The following is a 16,779-nucleotide window of genomic DNA, read 5'->3' on the forward strand; positions in this document are numbered from 1 at the left end:
TAAATAAAGGATTGTTTTAAATGTTTTAACAAAATATTCGCACTTTTTAACCAAAATTTAACCAGCCTTTAGTGTTTTAGTGACATTTCGAAGGTTAATTCTAGATACTTTTGCAAATGTCTATGAAGTTATTATACTCAATATTGTTTTCACTACTTGGAGTAGTGAGCAATGCGCAGGTTTTTCGAGGGGAGATTTTTATCAGAGATCAGTCAAATTGGTATCTCAATCAGATATATGTCACTAATATTAATGAACACAAAACGGTTCTTGCAAGTTTTGATGGTAGCTTTACAATCAATGCCAAAGCGGGAGATGTTGTAAGATTTACTTCTATTGCTACGGAGAGAAAAGACATTAAGGTTACAGAAAAAATGTTTAGTCGGCCACATTATTATGTGGAGTTGCAGATTGCCTACAAGGAGATTCAGGAAGTCATTATTTCGAGATTCAAACCTACAGGAAATTTACGCACGGATGTTTTGAGCCTTAATACGAAGAACAAGGCTCAAGAAATCAAAAAGATGATTGGTCTACCTGCCCCGAAGGGAGATGGTACCTCACCTCAATTACCAGTGGCATCACTTTCTGGAGGAGGACTTACCTTTAGTATTGATAGTTTTTATGATTTGCTTTCTGGTGATAAGAAGAGAAAGCAGCGTCTCAATGCTTATGAAAAGATGAATGGTGCCGTATCACAAATCAAAAATTATTACGGGAAAGATTATTTTAATCAATTAAAGATTCCTGAAAATATGGTAGATAATTTTCTTCAGTTTGTATATAGCTCCGATCAGATACAGATGTACATTGATATGAAGAATTTTGATGCAGTTGGATTTTACATAGAAAAATATTTACCGATCTATCAAAAACGATTAAGAAATACACAGTTGATGGATGTTATTTCGACGACAAAAAAATTATGAAATTCTTTCAACAATGTTGATTTCATTGTAATTATTTGAAATATAAATTATTACATATTTTATTTATAATAAAAAACATTCTTTATTGATTATTTAAAAAGTATTAACTTGCAGTCCTCAAAAAACACAATTTTTTTTGGCATGTTTTTTAACGCTTAAAAAGAAAGAAGAAAAAAAATGAAAAGATTATTACCTCTTATTGCACTTTTGCTTTTTGCAATAGTTCCTGCTCAGAGAAAGATGAAGGACTATAAAGATATCATGAATAGTAAAAATATTTATGAGATAGATGCCTTTCTACGTGATGCACATGAAGATGATCCTAGAAGAGCGGTTCTTAAGCCAAGATTAATGGAATTAATTAATGAATACATTAAAACCGCACATCCAGAAGATCAACAAATTAAAGTGTTACAACAGAAGCTTGTTTTGCTTAATGACAATCCTTCTACGAAAATTGACTTTCAAGAGCTGAAGAAAGAATGGAAAACAAAGGAGATCGAAAGGTATAAAAAAGAACTTCAAGCTATTCAGAGTGGTGAGTACAAGCCTTATGAAGCTCCTAAAGATGATCAAATTGCAGGTGCTGAACCAACTGAAGCGCAGAAAATTGCTGCGGATGTTGCGGCAGGTAAAGTATTAACTTCCGGAAGCAAATCTTTCTCGGGAGTGAAAACAAAAGATGCTTCTAACATTACAAGATCGGGGATGACCAAGTCTGAAGAAAATGAGTTTAATGCTTTAATGAATGAAACCGCTGACGAGCACAAAGACAAGACAGTAAAAGTTCTTAATGCACTTTTTGATAACGATCCAAATAGTAAAGAGACAACCGTTGTAATTGAGAATAAATCTGATTGTAACATTATTGTTAGAATTGAAGGTGTTAAAAGTTACAAGCTTCCTGTGTTAGCAAAAAGCCAAAATACGGTTGTAGTTGAGAAGGGTAATTACCTTTTTAATAGTGTTGTATGTAATGCTAAATATACTTCTCAGAAGACCATAAAAGGTAGTATTATGGTTTCTTTAAGTAGTCCAAAATAACAATCATAATCAAAATTTAATATTAAGGAAAGACATTGTCTTTCCTTTTTTTTGTTCAATTATCTATCTTTGCGCAAAATTTTTCGATGGGAAAAAACAAAATAAGGCGTTTTGAGGAGAACAAAATCCTTCCAAACGTAATTCAGCCGACAAGAGAAGAGGCAATTAACAACTTTCATTTGAAAGGAAAGTGGAGAGAGGAGATTTTCAAAAATAATAATCCAATAGTATTGGAATTAGGATGTGGAAAAGGAGAGTACTCCGTTGGTCTAGCCAAGGCTTTTCCCGAAAAGAATTTTATTGGGGTTGATATCAAAGGTGCTAGATTTTGGTTTGGAGCTAAAGAATCTCACGAAAATGGCATCAACAATGTTTGCTTTCTACGAACCCAAATAGAGTTAATTGACCATTTCTTCGACAATAATGAAGTGGACGAAATCTGGATTACGTTTCCAGATCCACAGATTAAATACAAAAGAACCAAACATAGGATGACCAATCCTGCTTTTCTGAAAATGTATAAGAACATTCTAAAACCAGAAGGTATAGTGCATCTTAAGACTGATTCCGAGTTTTTGCATGGGTATACTTTAGGAATTCTTGAGGACGGAGTTCTAGGCGAGGTCATCACTTCGCATCATGATATCTATGGTGCAGCAGAGTATGCGCCAGGAACGCCTTTTTTGCGCGAAATAAGGACATACTACGAAGAGCTTTTTTCTTCCAAGGGAAAAACTATTACTTATATCAAGTTTAGATTGAAATAATATTATTTTAATTGAAATAAAAATGCTCGGTCATCGGCCGAGCATTTTTTTATTTCAAAAGGTGTTCTTATTGTACACCTTTTACTTTAAAGTTATCAATCTCCCAAGTTGAAGCCCCACTAGTCGTAGAGGTATATTTGAAAGCGATACGTACATTCTGTCCGAGGTAAGAATTTAAGCTTACATTTCCAGAATTATAGAATCCCCACCCTGAATTAGGGTCAAGAGGTATACTTATTGGAGTCCATGTTGTGGTACTAACATTTCCAGTGTAATTAGTAGTAATATATGTTGTAATAGCATTACCAGTATAGTTATAGTCAGAGTCAACGTTAACATATGCTGAAGTAAAGCCACTTAAGTTAATTACTGGAGAGATTAGCCAATCTTCATTAGCAATATTTCCACTAGAGTAACCACTCATTTTCGCGTAGTAACTAGATGCACCTGTGTTAGCGGTTGTCCAAGCTTGAGCTCCTGTAACATTGACAGCAGTCCAATTGGACAATCCACTTTCGAAAGTATCACCAAAGATAAGAGTAGCTGGAACAGTTCCGTCGCAACGGGTTCCGTCCATACTTAGTTCAGTTGTGTTTCTTAACCAGATTTGATACGCTCCATTGTATACACTTAAGATTCCAACTAAAGAACCTTTACCAGCTGGAGTCGTTTGGTTTTTGAATGATGCGTAACTGCTTGTTCTCACAAGAATTGAATTGCCAGAACAGTCTTGTAAAGTTCTGTTAGTATCTACTGTCGTTGCAAAAGCAAGATCTAAACTAGAATTAGCAAATTCAACATTTTCTAACTTGATTAGTTTTCCAACATGAGCATCTAAGTTAGGTGAACTTTGGATGTTGATTGTTGTTGGAGATAAAGCAGAATTAGTTTGGTTGTAGAAAACATGCTTGAATATGTTGGCATCTTCAATATTTCCAATAGCACTATTGTAAAGTGCACCTAGATGATATTCACCTGCTACTTTATCAATGTATAAATCTTTTGCTGCGATAGTAACTTGTGCACCAACTTTGAATTTTGGGTCTTGATACAAACTGGTTCTGTTTAATCTCAATCTGATACCACCAGTATTATCTTCGATGTAAACAACTTTATAGAGGTTCCCGGTATCATCATTAGCCGTTACCGTAGCTGTTACGTTAAGGTCTTGGGTAATCTGAGTTAAAGAACTTGCATAAAGATTTTTGATGTCTTGAATGTTAGCATTGTCTGTTGGAGCTGTACAACTAAAAGTAGTCCCGTCGCATCTTGCGCCAGTCATTGCGGATGTATCTTTAGTGTCTCTTAAGAAAAGTTGATAGTCTGTACCATATTTACTCAAAATAGCCTTAATAGCTCCTTTTCCAGAAGGTAGAATTTCGTTAAAGAAATTAGAATATCCGCTGTTTCTTATCATAACTGTACTTCCACTACAATCTTTCACATTTCTGTTAACAGTTACCGCGTCATAAGCATAAGTGTTACACATCACGCCAGGTACGAATTCTGCATCATTAATCTGAATCAATGCTCCAATTAGATTGTCATTAAAGCTTCCAATAGAAACTACTGTTGGAACAATTGTAGCAAGCTCACCGCATCCTCTAAAGAATTTGGTGTCATATTGTTGCTGAGAGATTCTTCCGAATGAGTAAGCCATATTTTCGTCAGCTTCGACTGCTCCAAGTTGTATAACACCACCATAAGCACCAAGATAAAGGCCTTTCAATTTAATGAATATTTTAGCACCAACAGGAAATTTGGTGTACATATCAGCAACGTTTACGCTGATTGTCAAACCGTGAGTTGGATTTTCTGCTTTGTCTTGGATATATAGAGTTTTGTAAATATTCCCAGCTTCATCAGAAGAAGATACATATCCTTCTAACACAAGATCGTCGGTAATCTCAGTAGTTACTCCATTGTATAAAGCTTTTACCTGTGCAATCGTTACCGTATTAGTGAAATCAGTACATTCCAAAGGTGGAAGTGCATAATCGTCGTCATGGACGCACGCTACATTGATTACTAATAGTGTAATCGCAAATAGAAATAATTTTAAAATAGATTTTGTTTTCATATTTTTTGTTGTCTTTAACTTAATTAAAATCTTAAATATACATTGGCAAAGTAGGATAATCCTCTGTCATACCATAATTTTGGGCTATAAAGGGAGACTGGTCTATTAGAGTCTGCAAGCGCATCCTCAAAGTTGGCATTTCTTCCTTGCTCATATCCACCGGTTACATAATTTCTGTTGTTAAGAATGTTGTTAACACTTGCACTAATACCCATTCTATATTTACCAAACATGAATGATTTACCAATGTTGGCATTCAACATAAATTGATCATCCCAATGTCTTTGTCTTAATAATCTGCTTACTGCGTCTTCTGTTACACCAGGGTATGTCAATGTTGTTCCTGGTACAGTAACAAAGTTAGAAGTTCTAGGTAATGCAGAAATATCAAGGTAATTTCCTGCTAATAGGTTACCGGTTGCTCCAAACCACCAATATTTAGGAGAGTTGTATCGGAATCCTAATGAATATCCTTGTTGTGGAGTTCCAGCAACTTTATAATCTTTCAAATATGATGAACCCAAATTTTGAGCACCTTTAATGTTATCCGAAATAATATATACAGTAGGATTGTTTCTATAGGTGAATTGTCCTACACTTGCAACTGCGTTGATGCTTACGGTTGGGGTTACTTTGATTTCTGCTCCAAGCTCTCCTCCTAAGTAATCCTTCTCGATTCCAGAAAGAACTTCAGAAACAAAAATATTGTCTCCAGTAACTGTTGTTACGTTATTAGGGTCATTAGAAAATACCGCAACACCTTCTGCGTAATATCTTGAGATTTCGGTTGCATTAGAAATTTTAGTATAATATCCTGTTGCTCTCAATTTCAAAATTTGGCCTCTGTGGATATAGCTGAAGTCATTAGAGTTGATAATTTGGGATTTCAGATCGGGGGTAATAAGGTTAGAAACTCTTGGATTAGCAAAGATTTCATTAAGAGTTGGTGCTAAAGTAAAGTATGCACCGTCATAAACTAGGAAATCCTTTCCAGTTAGTTTGAATTCAACTCGTCCTTTCAAACCAAAATCCCAAGATCTGAATAGATTACTTCTCCCTTTGGATGTATTAAGATAAAGATAATGTCTGTACATTCCTTCTCTTTCTGATTCGGAGTAGCTAACAAAAAGGGATCCGGTCAAATTCCATCTGTTGATATCAACATTGGTCGAAACGTTTCCAGTGTAAGTATCACGATACAACATATAGTTATACTCCATTCGGTCACCTTCATAGATCTTTACGTTATCACTATCAACATCAAACTTTGCATTTTCGAGTCCCAACGCAGTAGGTGAAAAGTCATCCAAATTAACTGCATAATTAGCGCCTAACAAATCATTCAACCTTCTATAATTATCAGATTTAAGATTTTGATAAGTAAAATTGGCGTTTAACTTCCAATTGCTTGCTAATTGAGTGTCAAAATGGGTATTGAAATTCCATGTTTTGTCTGCATTAACATCCTGAACGGTATAATATGCAGCGTTAGCCCCCGCAAGATTTCTAGTATAGTTTTGTTGAATTAGGCTATTCCAGTTAATCTGTGGATTAATAGTTCCGTTTTTCCATTGCTCTACTAGAGAATTGTAAATTGGAGTGTAGAAAGCAAGTTCTGCATCAGTTACATTAATTCCACCGTCACTGGTGTCATAAGCAGCCGGAGCAAATGCATAACTTGGAAGATTTCTGTAATAAGTAGGACTCGGACTTGCTGCGTTGAACCAATCTAATCGACCACGACTATCTTTACCTTGCTGATAAGAAAGCGTCGAATTTAATTTAGACTTTTCACCAATTTTCCAAAAATGAGAAAGTTGGAAAACAGGTTCGAAGGTTCTTCTGATTCTTTCGTTTCTCTTTTCTCCATCTTGCCATCCCCAGTAAGAATTGTAGTCTTTTCCTAATAAATCATATACTTCTTGAGTATTGGCAGAATTAGATGCTCTATAAGTTGGAGATCCGAAAGCAGTCAAGTTCAAAGAGTGTCTGTCATTGATTTTCTTTTCGATCGCTGCAAAATATGCATAAGAATCTTGATATGTTCCATCAATTCTTCCTTCTTCTGCCCATCTTCTACTTCCTGAAACTGTAAACGCCCATCCTGAAGGTAAAACTCCTGTAGAATAGGTTGCCATCACTCTTTGGTTGTAGCTTCTGTTGGTGTTAGAATATGATAAAGAAACTCCCTTTCTGTAAGAGGAAGCTCTAGTATTATAAAATACAACTCCACCTAGGTTACCAAATGTGTAGTCGGAAGGTGAAATGTTTTGAACATTTTCGAAAGGATATCTAGTAACATCGTTAAGTCCACCCCAGTTACTCCAATCCACTCGTCCATCATCATTTTTAGACATTGGGATTCCATTGAAAAGAACATCGTTGTAACGGTTGTCTACTCCTCTCGGACGGAACCAATACGCTCCTAATTCGAAGGAAGTTGCATTTTGGAAAGCATCTCGTCCAGAACTTAAAAGTCCAACAGTAGGCTGCATCGAGCTACCATCGTCATCAGCCGAAGAGTCATCAATCACAATGACACCTGCATCAGAATTGGTTGGTGCGAAAACCAATTGTACCGCTCCAAGATCTTTTCTTTTTTCTCCTTCTGCAATCGTGAAGTTAATCGGCTTTGATTCGAAATTAGGACGGGAAATCACAATTTGATATTCTCCTGGAGTAAGGTCTACAAATTGAAAATATCCAATCTTGTCTGATCGCTGATCATTATTAGATTCTATCAAATCAATTTCGGCATTCTCGATTGGTTTTCCTTCACCATCTTTGACGTATCCATAGACGGTTGTCTGCGCGTGTAAAACACTTAGTGGAAGCAAAACAAACAATAGAATGTAAGATAATTTTTTAATCATATTTTGCTAAAATTTTTTTTATACAATAACCGTGCAAAGTTAACTTAAAATTTTGTTTAATTAACAGTATTTAACAATAATGTAATAGTAGGATTTTATGATAAACGCAATGATTGGCACATTTTTTACATTTTTAATATTTTTTAGTTTTGAAAGATATAACTTTGTAACCCTTATAATATACCCGAAGATGAGTAAAAAATATTTGGTTTTTTTGATGTTATTTGCAAGCATTGTTGCTTTTTCACAGTCCAAACAAGTGAGAAGAGCAACGGTCGGTTTTATGAATGTTGAGAACTTATGGGATACCATAGTCTCTGCAGATTATGTAGATGGCACTTTACCAATTTCTAATCCTGCTTTCCACAGAAGTGTTCCTAGAGATTCTTTAAAATTACTTGCTGTGACAGAAGAATTCAGTGGTCAGTGGAGTAATGAGAATGTAAAAGGAAAAAAAGTAATCAGAAATCAGTCGCTAGCTGAGGAATTTACACCTTTGAGCTCTAAGCATTATAATACAAAGGTTTATAATGATAAATTAGGAAAAATTTCGAAAGTGATTTCTGAACTTGGAAGACAATATACCAATGACAACCCTGTCATTGTTGGATTAATCGAGGTAGAAAACCGAAATGTAGTAAAAGATCTCATCGCTCAACCTGCACTTGCAAAGAGCAATTATGGAATTGTTCATTACAACTCTTATGATTCTAGGGGGATAGATGTAGCTTTGATTTATCAAAAGGAAAGATTTACAGTAACAGATTCTTATAAAAAAGAGGTTAAGATTTTCGAAGATGATGGTTCTCGTCAATACACTCGTGATATCTTGGTGGTTAAAGGGATTTTGGATGGTGAGAAAGTGGCGGTTTTTATGAACCACTGGCCATCAAGAAGGGGAGGCGAAGCTAAGTCTCTTCCAAAGAGAAATGCGGCGGCAACTTTGCTGAAAGAAGAGATGGATAAAGTTTCTGCAGAAAATCCTGGAATCAAAATGTTCGCTATGGGTGATTTTAACGATGATCCAGTGAGTCCTAGTTTGAAAAAATTTTTGGGAGCAGTTGGAGACCCATCTGAGCTTTCTGATAGCCGTCCGTATTATAATTTGATGTACAAGATGTTCAAAGCTGGAGTTGCGTCTTTGGCTTATCGTGATGCACCTAACTTGTTCGACCAAATTATTGTTTCCAGAAACCTTTATTCGGCAGAGAAATATACAAGTGATTACACTATTTACAAAGCCGAAGTTTTTGCACCTGATTATTTGATTAATAAGGAAGGTCAATGGAAAGGTTACCCACTACGTTCTTGGGATGGGGACTTGTACACGGGAGGTTATAGTGACCACTTTCCTGCTTTCTCAGTTATTCAGAAAACATATACACCTTAAGCTTTAATATTTTTAAATATATAATAATGAGTCGGTTCTGTCTTGGAGAGCCGACTTTTTTGTATCTTTAATCAAAATTCAACAGAATGAAAAAGTGGATTTTAGCGTTTTTTGTACTGACATTAATGGCAAGATGTCAAGCGCAGCCTCAACAAGCTACGAAGGAAAATAATGAAATTAAACCTGAAAAAAATGAAGAAGGAGAGTGGGAACTTGTGGTTTTTGATGTTGGATATCAATCTTTCCTAAATGGTATTGCCCATCCCAAAAGCATGTACACGGAGTCTACTCTGAAGATTAAGAATTCTCTTCTCGTTAATGAATGGAACTCATATTATATTTCCGGAAGATACCGAAACGTGATTGAATCTAACATTGATTATGACACGCAAGAAAAATACGGACTTGATTTTGAATATCAATTGTATCAGGTGTTTGTATATGTTAATTGGAAGTACGGACTCCAGTTCAATGGATTACTTGGAGCTGATAGAATGAAATAAAAAAAAGTTCAACATTGCGTTGAACTTTTTTATTGTTGTATCAAAGTACTCTTAAGAATTGAAGTTCTCTTCTACTTGGTCCCAATTGATTACATTGAAAAATGCTTCAACATAATCTGGTCTTCTGTTTTGATAATTAAGATAATAAGCGTGTTCCCAAACGTCTAATCCAAGGATTGGTGTTCCGCCACAACCAACTTCTGGCATCAAAGGGTTATCTTGATTGGCAGAAGAACAAACTTCTACAGAACCATCTGCTTTTTTGCAAAGCCAAGCCCACCCAGAACCAAATCTAGTTTTTGCAGCATTAGAAAAATCTTCTTTGAATTTTTCGAAACCGCCATAGTTTTCAATTGCAGCTTTAACGTTTCCAACAGGCTCTTTGCTTCCTCCTGGAGCAATTACTTTCCAGAAAAGTGAGTGATTGTAATGACCACCTCCATTATTTCTTACTGCTGGTTTGTTACTTGCTGTTTTACAAATTTCTTCAATTGTTAAACCTTCCAAATCTGTTCCTGCAATTGCAGCGTTAAGGTTGGTGATATAAGCTTGGTGATGCTTTGTATAATGGATTTCCATTGTTCTTGCATCGATATTAGGTTCTAGAGCGTTGTACTCGTAACCAAGTGCTGGTAATTCGAATGACATAATTTTGGATTTTATTTATTTTTAAGTTTGTCCAAAAATACAAAATGAATTTCAAAAATCTTTTTGTGGATAATCAATTATTACGATACTTGATGTAGATGTTTTCTATATTGTGCCGTTTTAATCTAATTTATTATACTTTTTCATTAATTTCTCGTAAAATTTTTGCGGTAAAATCCATTTTAGAGGAACGCCAATTTTTTGTCCAAATTTTCCGAAGTAATAATGTGCTTTCCACGATTTTCTTGAGATAAGGTTCTCTATATATTCAGCGACCGCTAATGGTTCGGTTCCGTCATCAACATGAGAATTCATGAGAGAATATACTTTGTTGAATGTCGCATTGTACGGTTCTGAAACTTCTGTTTTTACCCTGTTTTCTGCAATATTGGTTTTGATGTCTCCAAGATGCAAGCTACAAACGCCAATATTCCAAGGGGAGACTTCGTATCTGATGGCTTCAGTTACTTTGTCTAAAGCGGATTTTGAAGCGGAATAAAATCCTCTAAACGGTAATCCCATTTCACTTCCGATGCTGGAAACATTGATGATTTTTCCTTGTTTTTGTGCTCTCATAGTTGGTAGCACAGCACTCATCATTTGGACGGCACCCACCAAATTAAGGTTAAATAGTTTCAGAATTTCCTCTTTTGTAGAATCTTCCACAGCGCCGACCATTCCCATTCCTGCGTTATTAATGAGGATGTCAATTTGGTTTTCTGTTTTTAGAATTGTCGAAATTGCATTTTGCACTTGTGCATTATCTGTAATATCCGTTGGAATCGTTGTAAAGAACTGTGATTCAATATTTTTTCGGCTGAGTCCATAGACTTTGTGCCCTTTTTTACCGAAATATTCAGCCAATGTAAAGCCAATTCCTGATGAGGTTCCTGTGATGATTATGGTGCTACTTTGTTTCATATTTGCAAAAATAGAATTTATAAACCCTAAAAGGAATTATTACAAGCCAAATAAGTATGTTGTTAATAAGTGGAATTCCAACTGAAATGAAACTTCCCAGATGGCTATCATAGTGGTTTTCTGATGTATAATACCAGGATAAGTCTTTTCTTTCGGTGATAGTAGTATACCAAAAAAGGATATTAAAGATTATAAGTACTATTGTTGATACTTTGTTTTCTATTTTTATTGAAAAAATAAAAACTAACAGAAAAAAGAGAAGATTAATTTCGGGTTGCCGTTCGATACCAAAATATCTTATACCATCAACCACTGCCATAAATAGACAGATTATTAGATTAAGAAGGATAAATCTTTTTACAATAGAGTTTGTACGAGCAAAATTTTTGTATGACAATGATTTATACAATTGCAATAAGTTAAACTATTAGAATTGAGCCAAAATTCTCCCAAAACTTCGGATACGACTTGTCGACTACTTCTGGATTTTCGATTGTCAATTCTTTAACCAAACAGAATGGCGCAAAACTCATCGCCATCCGATGGTCGTTATAGGTTTTAATTTTAATATCTTCATCTGGCGTTTGAAACTGGATAGAGCGAATGCTACTTTCTGTAATCTCCGTTTTGCATCCGATTTTTGAAAGTTCATTTTGGAGCGCAACCAGTCGGTCTGTCTCTTTGGCTTTCAATGTAGCAAGACCTGTAATCTCAAACGGAATTTGTAGGGCTGCTGCCGTGACACAAACCGTCTGTGCTATATCTGGACAAGCGTTCATATTCAATTTAATTTTTTCAGGAAGCAGAACGCTGCTTTCGGGGAAAAGAGAAATGGTATTTTCCGCTTCATCTGTTATAGTATTGACTCCAAAACAATCCCAATAAATTTCCCTCAAGATAGAATCTCCTTGAAGCGAATAAGTTCTGAAGCTTTTGATATTGATGTTTTGTCTACCAATCGCACACAATGAGTAGAAGTAACTTGCCGAACTCCAATCGCTTTCTACTTCGTAATTTCTAAGGTGAGAGTGGACTGTAGGTTCGATATAAGGATGAACTTTGATTTTGTTTTCCTTCAATTCGTTTTCGATGCTCAAATCAGATAGCATTTTCAAAGTCATTTCTAGATACGGAAGCGAAGTGATTTCGCCAACCAATTCTAATTGTAAACCATTGTGAAGTTTTCCTCCAATCAAAAGAAGTGCGGTAACAAACTGCGACGAAATATTTGCTGCTACACTTACATTGCTTTTAACCAGTTTTTGACCTTTGATTTTAAGAGGTGGGAAGCCTTCTTCTTCAAGGTATTCGATTTCTGCTCCTAAAGTTTTAAGGGCATCAACCAATGGTTTGATTGGGCGCTTTTTCATTCTGTCGGACCCTGTTAGAATGACAGTTCGGTCACCGATTGCAAAATATGCAGTAAGGAAACGCATTGCTGTTCCTGCATGATGGATATCGATGACTTCAGCTTCGGTTTTCAGAGCGATTTGGAGAAGTGTAGTATCTTGAGAATCGGAAAGATTATCAGTAATAATGTTCCCAAAGAGTGCATTCAGAATCAATAAACGATTCGAAATGCTTTTCGAACCGCTGATTTGTATCGTTTTATTGGGTAGAAGTTGGGATTTCTTCAATAACATAAAAGGGGAGCAGAGACTGCGGTTTTAAGGATTGAGTTTTTTATTGTTTTGGTGGCGCTCTTTGTCTCGTTCTGTTTTCAACTTCATTTTTTTGTCAAATGCTTCCTGAAGGTTAGTTCCAGTTTGGTTGGCAAGACATAAAGTAACGAACAAAACATCGGCTAATTCTTCACCAAGATTTTTTTCTTTATCGCTTTCTTTCTCACTTTGTTCTCCATATCTTCTTGCAATAATTCGGGCAACTTCGCCCACTTCTTCTGTAAGAATAGCCATATTGGTCAACTCGTTAAAGTAACGTACGCCAACGGTTGTTATCCATTCGTCAACTTGCTTTTGAAGGTTTTCTATTTCCACGAGTCAAATATGAGTAAAAAGTAATGCACAATTATTAATAAATACCTAGCTTTTTTCATTCATCATTATTGATAAGCACCTAAAGTAGGACTGGTCAATCTCGAATTCTGAACCAAATCCAAAGGAACGGTTGCTGCAATAGAAGTGTTTCCGGCTCCTTTCGCAGGTGAAGAGGTGTTCACTCGAAGATTAGGTTTTTCCGTTGAGGTATTCATGAAATCAGGGTCCACATTTTTAAGACAACTCACGATGGAAGAATTACTATCAAAATTGAATCCTGCGGTTGAGGACGAATATTTAACCAAACAATTTTGCAACAAATAGCTGAAAGTTTGTCCAGTAGTTGGACTAAATTCTACGGCGTTAGAATTGTCGCTGTCTAAAATAGAGTTTCTAATACTAAGTGTAAGTCCTGCTGTTTCAGTTGTCCCGCTTGAGTTAACCCAATCATTTGACGCGTAAAGCGATAGAGCAGAGTATAGATTTCCGAAATTCCAATAATTGGCTAATGTTACATGAGTAAGATTGTAATTTCCGCCTTTTTCTATTCCAAAATCTGCGTCACCACAATTGTTCATTACCAAATTGGTGGCAGTTATAGTCGAGTTAATCGCGTGGATTCCCCAATCTTCAAAGGTGTGAATAATGGAGTTGTTAATCGTTGCGGTAGCGTGATTGATTTCTAATCCTGTGGTTCCCCCAAACATTTTTGCATAGTTCATTTGAAGGTTAGAGCCTGCTTCAAAAACCATCGAATTCCAGTTTTTAGGAACAGTATCATATTTCGCCTCACTTCTGTCGCCTCGAAAAAGGACTTCGTTTCCAAGAGTTCCATTCACGTTGACTGTTGCTCCATTGGAGACTTTCATTCCGCTATTTTTGAAGAAAATAACTTTAGTTCCTGGTTCTATGTTAAGAGTTGCTCCCGAATTAAGAGTCAAATCACCATAGATTACTTTAGCTTTATTATTGGTCCAAGTAATAGTTCCGTTAAGTTCGTTGGGGTTGGTAGAAGTTTCAACAAAAAATTCAGCATCATCAACAACAGAAAATAGTGTCACATGTTGTTCTCCTGAAGGATTACTGAATAAAATTCGGTCTTCTGCAATAGATTCGGGTCCAGAAGCGGTTGGTGCAATTTCTACAAAAATATAGAGACTGTCTTTTTTTCTTAAAGGCACATCTGTGAAATCAAATCCCGATTTTCCATCTACATTGATTCGGTAAAGTGAAGAACTTCCTTTCTCTAATCTAATTCGAGGGATGGTCACATCTTTATCTTCGTTATTGTACACCTTTACTTCATAAGTTTCTGAACGAACTTGATGATAAACGGTGTCACAATATACGGTGTCAGTCGAAAAACTGAGCGGTTGAGAGAGTGTCTCAAAATTAATATCATCCTGATTACAAGATACCATAAAAAAGGCAATCCAGAAAGAAATGAATATGGCAATATAGTGTTTCATGAGGAACAAATTAACTCTCAAATGTAGCGAAAATTGTTGAATTGAAGATTCTTCCAACTCTAAAATTTGCATTTCCAAAAGAATGTTTAGAGAGAAAGAATTTGATTTTTAATGATATGAAAAATAAATTTTTGTTTGCGGAATCAAAAATATTTTTTACTTTTGCGGTCTGAATTTTACCAGATGGAGTGCCATTACCATTTCATCAAGCAACATTCACCATTAATAGTTTTAAAATTATGAAAAACGGAATCCACCCAGAGAATTATAGACTTGTTGTTTTCAAAGATATGAGTAACGACGAAGTGTTTTTGTGCAAGTCAACAGCAGAAACAAGAGATACTATCGAGTACGAAGGTCAGGAATATCCATTAATCAAAATGGAAATCTCTTCTACTTCTCACCCTTTCTACACAGGGAAATTGAAGTTAGTTGATACTGCTGGTAGAGTAGATAAGTTCATGAACAAATACAAAAAATTCGCGAAAAACTAATCGCCTATTTTTTTGAAACATATCAAGTCTTCCTTTTTGGAAGACTTTTTTTGTTGTATTTTTGAATGATTTTTTAATAAAAAAACCTTAATACGACTATGCAACTCGTTTTTTCTGATGCACACTTTTGGGAAGATTTCCTTCCTCTTACTTTTACAAAGCCCGTTGCAGAAATGCGTTGCGGAATCCTCACTTTTTCCGAAAGATGGCAAAAATTATTGGAGACTAATGAAGTAAGGTATATTACAGAAAGTTACTTACAAGAAAAATTTCCATCTTACGAAAAGAAGGAAGCTTTGTTTTTGGTTCCCAATTTTATTCCAAGTGAAAAGTTACTCGAGCAGATTCGGGATTTGAAACAAGGTGAAGCACTCGTTTACGAGAACGAACTACTTGCTGCAAAAGTCAATATGGAAAATTTTTCTCTTAATCAAATCGAAAAGATGACCGATGTTGAATCAGAGGATCTCAAAGTATTTGAAAAACCAACCGATTTGTTTTCTTACAATGATTTTGCGATTAATTATGATTTCGATTTGGTGACCAAAGATAGAACTTCTCAACCTTTGTCTTCTACTAATGGATTTCTTGGGAATTTAGCTGATATTTTTATCGAAGAAGGAGCTCAAATTGAATTTGCAACGATTAATGCGAAAACGGGTAAAATCTACATTGGAAAAGATGCCGAAATTATGGAAGGCAGTCTTATCAGGGGAAGTTTGGCGCTGTGTGAAGGTTCCAAAATCAATATGGGTTCCAAAGTTTATGGTGCGACAACGATAGGTCCTCATTGCAAAATTGGAGGTGAAGTCAATAATATTGTCGTCTTTGGTTTTTCTAATAAAGGACACGAAGGTTTTGTGGGGAATTCTGTCATTGGAGAGTGGTGCAACATGGGAGCGGATACCAATTCTTCTAATCTCAAAAATAATTATGCTGAGGTTAAGTTATGGAATTACAAAAGCAGGAAATTCCAGAAAACAGGACTTCAATTTTGCGGTGTAATTATGGGAGATCATTCGAAAACTGCCATTAACACGCAGTTGAATACAGGAACGGTCGTTGGCGTTGCAGCTAATATTTTCAAATCAGGTTTTCCACCTAATTTAGTTGAGAATTTCAGTTGGGGTGGAATGGAAGGTGATGAAAAGTTCTTGCTCAACAAAGCTTTTGAAGTTGCAGAAAAGGTGATGGCGAGAAGAAAAATTTCCTTAACAGATGCAGACCAAAAGATATTAGCATATATTTTTGAAAATTATTAATTTTTGTCAATAGGAGTAGGTTTTGATCCACCTTGTAAATGAATTATATGATTGGATTCAGTCTAATGGTATAAGTGGGTTTTTAATTGTTTTCTTTGTATTTATCTTTAATATAGTTTTGTAAGAAATGAGAAGGAACATTCTATTGGTTTTGTATTCAATTATTGTTTTTGTCGTCAGCGCTCTTCTCGCGTTTTATACTGATGAATATTATAGGGATTTTATTAGAGATTTATTTCTATTGTTCAAAGGAAATCATATTGAATTTACAGGAAAAAATTTTCATTTTTTTTCTTCTTATTTATTCGCATTTACTTTTGGATTTTTTTCTTTGTTCTGCTTTTTGAGCATATGGTATGCCTTCAATAGAATCTTAAGAATCATTACTATATTTTTGATTTA

The 16,779-nt window shown here is 35.4% G+C and carries 14 protein-coding genes; 7 read left to right on the top strand and 7 right to left on the bottom strand.

Annotation, left to right across the window (positions count from 1 at the left end):
* Positions 1-122: 122 nt before the first annotated feature.
* From AC4AGG_RS11460 to trmB, 3 genes are all read left to right on the top strand, one after another.
* Positions 123-929 carry a hypothetical protein gene (locus AC4AGG_RS11460; RefSeq protein WP_489772140.1) on the top strand — a complete coding sequence of 269 codons (807 nt, stop codon included), beginning with the start codon at positions 123-125 and terminating at the stop codon, positions 927-929.
* 177 nt (positions 930-1,106) lie between these two features.
* Positions 1,107-1,973 carry a DUF6759 domain-containing protein gene (locus AC4AGG_RS11465; RefSeq protein WP_489772141.1) on the top strand — a complete coding sequence of 289 codons (867 nt, stop codon included), beginning with the start codon at positions 1,107-1,109 and terminating at the stop codon, positions 1,971-1,973.
* A gap of 86 nt (positions 1,974-2,059) precedes the next feature.
* Positions 2,060-2,740, top strand: coding sequence for a tRNA (guanosine(46)-N7)-methyltransferase TrmB (gene trmB, locus AC4AGG_RS11470; RefSeq protein ID WP_489772142.1), 681 nt, complete (start codon positions 2,060-2,062; stop codon positions 2,738-2,740).
* A 67-nt stretch (positions 2,741-2,807) separates the two neighbouring features.
* Here trmB and AC4AGG_RS11475 read toward each other — a convergent pair whose 3' ends face one another.
* Together AC4AGG_RS11475 and AC4AGG_RS11480 are read right to left on the bottom strand one after the other, a co-directional pair.
* Positions 2,808-4,820 (bottom strand): DUF5689 domain-containing protein, encoded by a 2,013-nt coding sequence (locus AC4AGG_RS11475; protein WP_489772143.1) that lies wholly within the window; start codon positions 4,818-4,820, stop codon positions 2,808-2,810.
* A 23-nt stretch (positions 4,821-4,843) separates the two neighbouring features.
* Positions 4,844-7,693, bottom strand: a complete 2,850-nt coding sequence (locus tag AC4AGG_RS11480) for a carboxypeptidase regulatory-like domain-containing protein (protein ID WP_489772144.1) — start codon at positions 7,691-7,693, stop codon at positions 4,844-4,846.
* Between the two features lie 190 nt (positions 7,694-7,883).
* On the opposite strand from AC4AGG_RS11480, the gene AC4AGG_RS11485 reads away from it, so the two are divergent.
* Both AC4AGG_RS11485 and AC4AGG_RS11490 read left to right on the top strand, forming a co-directional pair.
* The gene (locus AC4AGG_RS11485) at positions 7,884-9,083 is read left to right on the top strand and encodes an endonuclease/exonuclease/phosphatase family protein (protein WP_489772145.1); all 1,200 of its coding nucleotides are present in this window, start codon (positions 7,884-7,886) and stop codon (positions 9,081-9,083) included.
* 86 nt (positions 9,084-9,169) lie between these two features.
* A complete protein-coding gene (locus tag AC4AGG_RS11490) occupies positions 9,170-9,586 on the top strand; it encodes a DUF6146 family protein (protein ID WP_489772146.1) in 417 nt (138 codons plus the stop codon).
* A 51-nt stretch (positions 9,587-9,637) separates the two neighbouring features.
* Here AC4AGG_RS11490 and AC4AGG_RS11495 read toward each other — a convergent pair whose 3' ends face one another.
* The 5 genes from AC4AGG_RS11495 to AC4AGG_RS11515 all read right to left on the bottom strand — a co-directional run bounded on the left by AC4AGG_RS11495 (position 9,638) and on the right by AC4AGG_RS11515 (position 14,621).
* Positions 9,638-10,234 carry a superoxide dismutase gene (locus tag AC4AGG_RS11495; protein WP_489772147.1) on the bottom strand — a complete coding sequence of 199 codons (597 nt, stop codon included), beginning with the start codon at positions 10,232-10,234 and terminating at the stop codon, positions 9,638-9,640.
* A gap of 120 nt (positions 10,235-10,354) precedes the next feature.
* Complete coding sequence (locus AC4AGG_RS11500; protein ID WP_489772148.1) at positions 10,355-11,155, bottom strand: SDR family oxidoreductase; 801 nt, start codon at positions 11,153-11,155, stop codon at positions 10,355-10,357.
* Between the two features lie 419 nt (positions 11,156-11,574).
* Entirely contained in the window at positions 11,575-12,798 is a 1,224-nt protein-coding gene (locus tag AC4AGG_RS11505) for a 3-phosphoshikimate 1-carboxyvinyltransferase (RefSeq protein WP_489772149.1), read from the bottom strand.
* A gap of 24 nt (positions 12,799-12,822) precedes the next feature.
* Positions 12,823-13,152, bottom strand: a complete 330-nt coding sequence (locus tag AC4AGG_RS11510) for a nucleotide pyrophosphohydrolase (protein ID WP_489772150.1) — start codon at positions 13,150-13,152, stop codon at positions 12,823-12,825.
* Positions 13,153-13,217: 65 nt separating this feature from the next.
* The gene (locus AC4AGG_RS11515) at positions 13,218-14,621 is read right to left on the bottom strand and encodes a hypothetical protein (RefSeq protein ID WP_489772151.1); all 1,404 of its coding nucleotides are present in this window, start codon (positions 14,619-14,621) and stop codon (positions 13,218-13,220) included.
* A gap of 239 nt (positions 14,622-14,860) precedes the next feature.
* Between AC4AGG_RS11515 and AC4AGG_RS11520 the strand changes: the two genes are divergently transcribed.
* The gene (locus AC4AGG_RS11520) at positions 14,861-15,115 is read left to right on the top strand and encodes a type B 50S ribosomal protein L31 (protein ID WP_489772152.1); all 255 of its coding nucleotides are present in this window, start codon (positions 14,861-14,863) and stop codon (positions 15,113-15,115) included.
* Positions 15,116-15,213: 98 nt separating this feature from the next.
* Positions 15,214-16,377 (top strand): GlmU family protein, encoded by a 1,164-nt coding sequence (locus tag AC4AGG_RS11525; RefSeq protein WP_489772153.1) that lies wholly within the window; start codon positions 15,214-15,216, stop codon positions 16,375-16,377.
* Positions 16,378-16,779 lie beyond the last annotated feature (402 nt).

The organism is Chryseobacterium sp. CG10_8 (assembly GCF_058117085.1).

Bases quoted from the DNA above. Each gene is read 5' to 3' on its own strand.
- AC4AGG_RS11460 (WP_489772140.1), top strand. From the start codon at position 123: ATGAAGTTATTATACTCAATATTGTTTTCACTACTTGGAGTAGTGAGC.
- AC4AGG_RS11465 (WP_489772141.1), top strand. From the start codon at position 1,107: ATGAAAAGATTATTACCTCTTATTGCACTTTTGCTTTTTGCAATAGTT.
- trmB (WP_489772142.1), top strand. From the start codon at position 2,060: ATGGGAAAAAACAAAATAAGGCGTTTTGAGGAGAACAAAATCCTTCCA.
- AC4AGG_RS11475 (WP_489772143.1), bottom strand. From the start codon at position 4,820: ATGAAAACAAAATCTATTTTAAAATTATTTCTATTTGCGATTACACTA.
- AC4AGG_RS11480 (WP_489772144.1), bottom strand. From the start codon at position 7,693: ATGATTAAAAAATTATCTTACATTCTATTGTTTGTTTTGCTTCCACTA.
- AC4AGG_RS11485 (WP_489772145.1), top strand. From the start codon at position 7,884: ATGAGTAAAAAATATTTGGTTTTTTTGATGTTATTTGCAAGCATTGTT.
- AC4AGG_RS11490 (WP_489772146.1), top strand. From the start codon at position 9,170: ATGAAAAAGTGGATTTTAGCGTTTTTTGTACTGACATTAATGGCAAGA.
- AC4AGG_RS11495 (WP_489772147.1), bottom strand. From the start codon at position 10,234: ATGTCATTCGAATTACCAGCACTTGGTTACGAGTACAACGCTCTAGAA.
- AC4AGG_RS11500 (WP_489772148.1), bottom strand. From the start codon at position 11,155: ATGAAACAAAGTAGCACCATAATCATCACAGGAACCTCATCAGGAATT.
- AC4AGG_RS11505 (WP_489772149.1), bottom strand. From the start codon at position 12,798: ATGTTATTGAAGAAATCCCAACTTCTACCCAATAAAACGATACAAATC.
- AC4AGG_RS11515 (WP_489772151.1), bottom strand. From the start codon at position 14,621: ATGAAACACTATATTGCCATATTCATTTCTTTCTGGATTGCCTTTTTT.
- AC4AGG_RS11520 (WP_489772152.1), top strand. From the start codon at position 14,861: ATGAAAAACGGAATCCACCCAGAGAATTATAGACTTGTTGTTTTCAAA.
- AC4AGG_RS11525 (WP_489772153.1), top strand. From the start codon at position 15,214: ATGCAACTCGTTTTTTCTGATGCACACTTTTGGGAAGATTTCCTTCCT.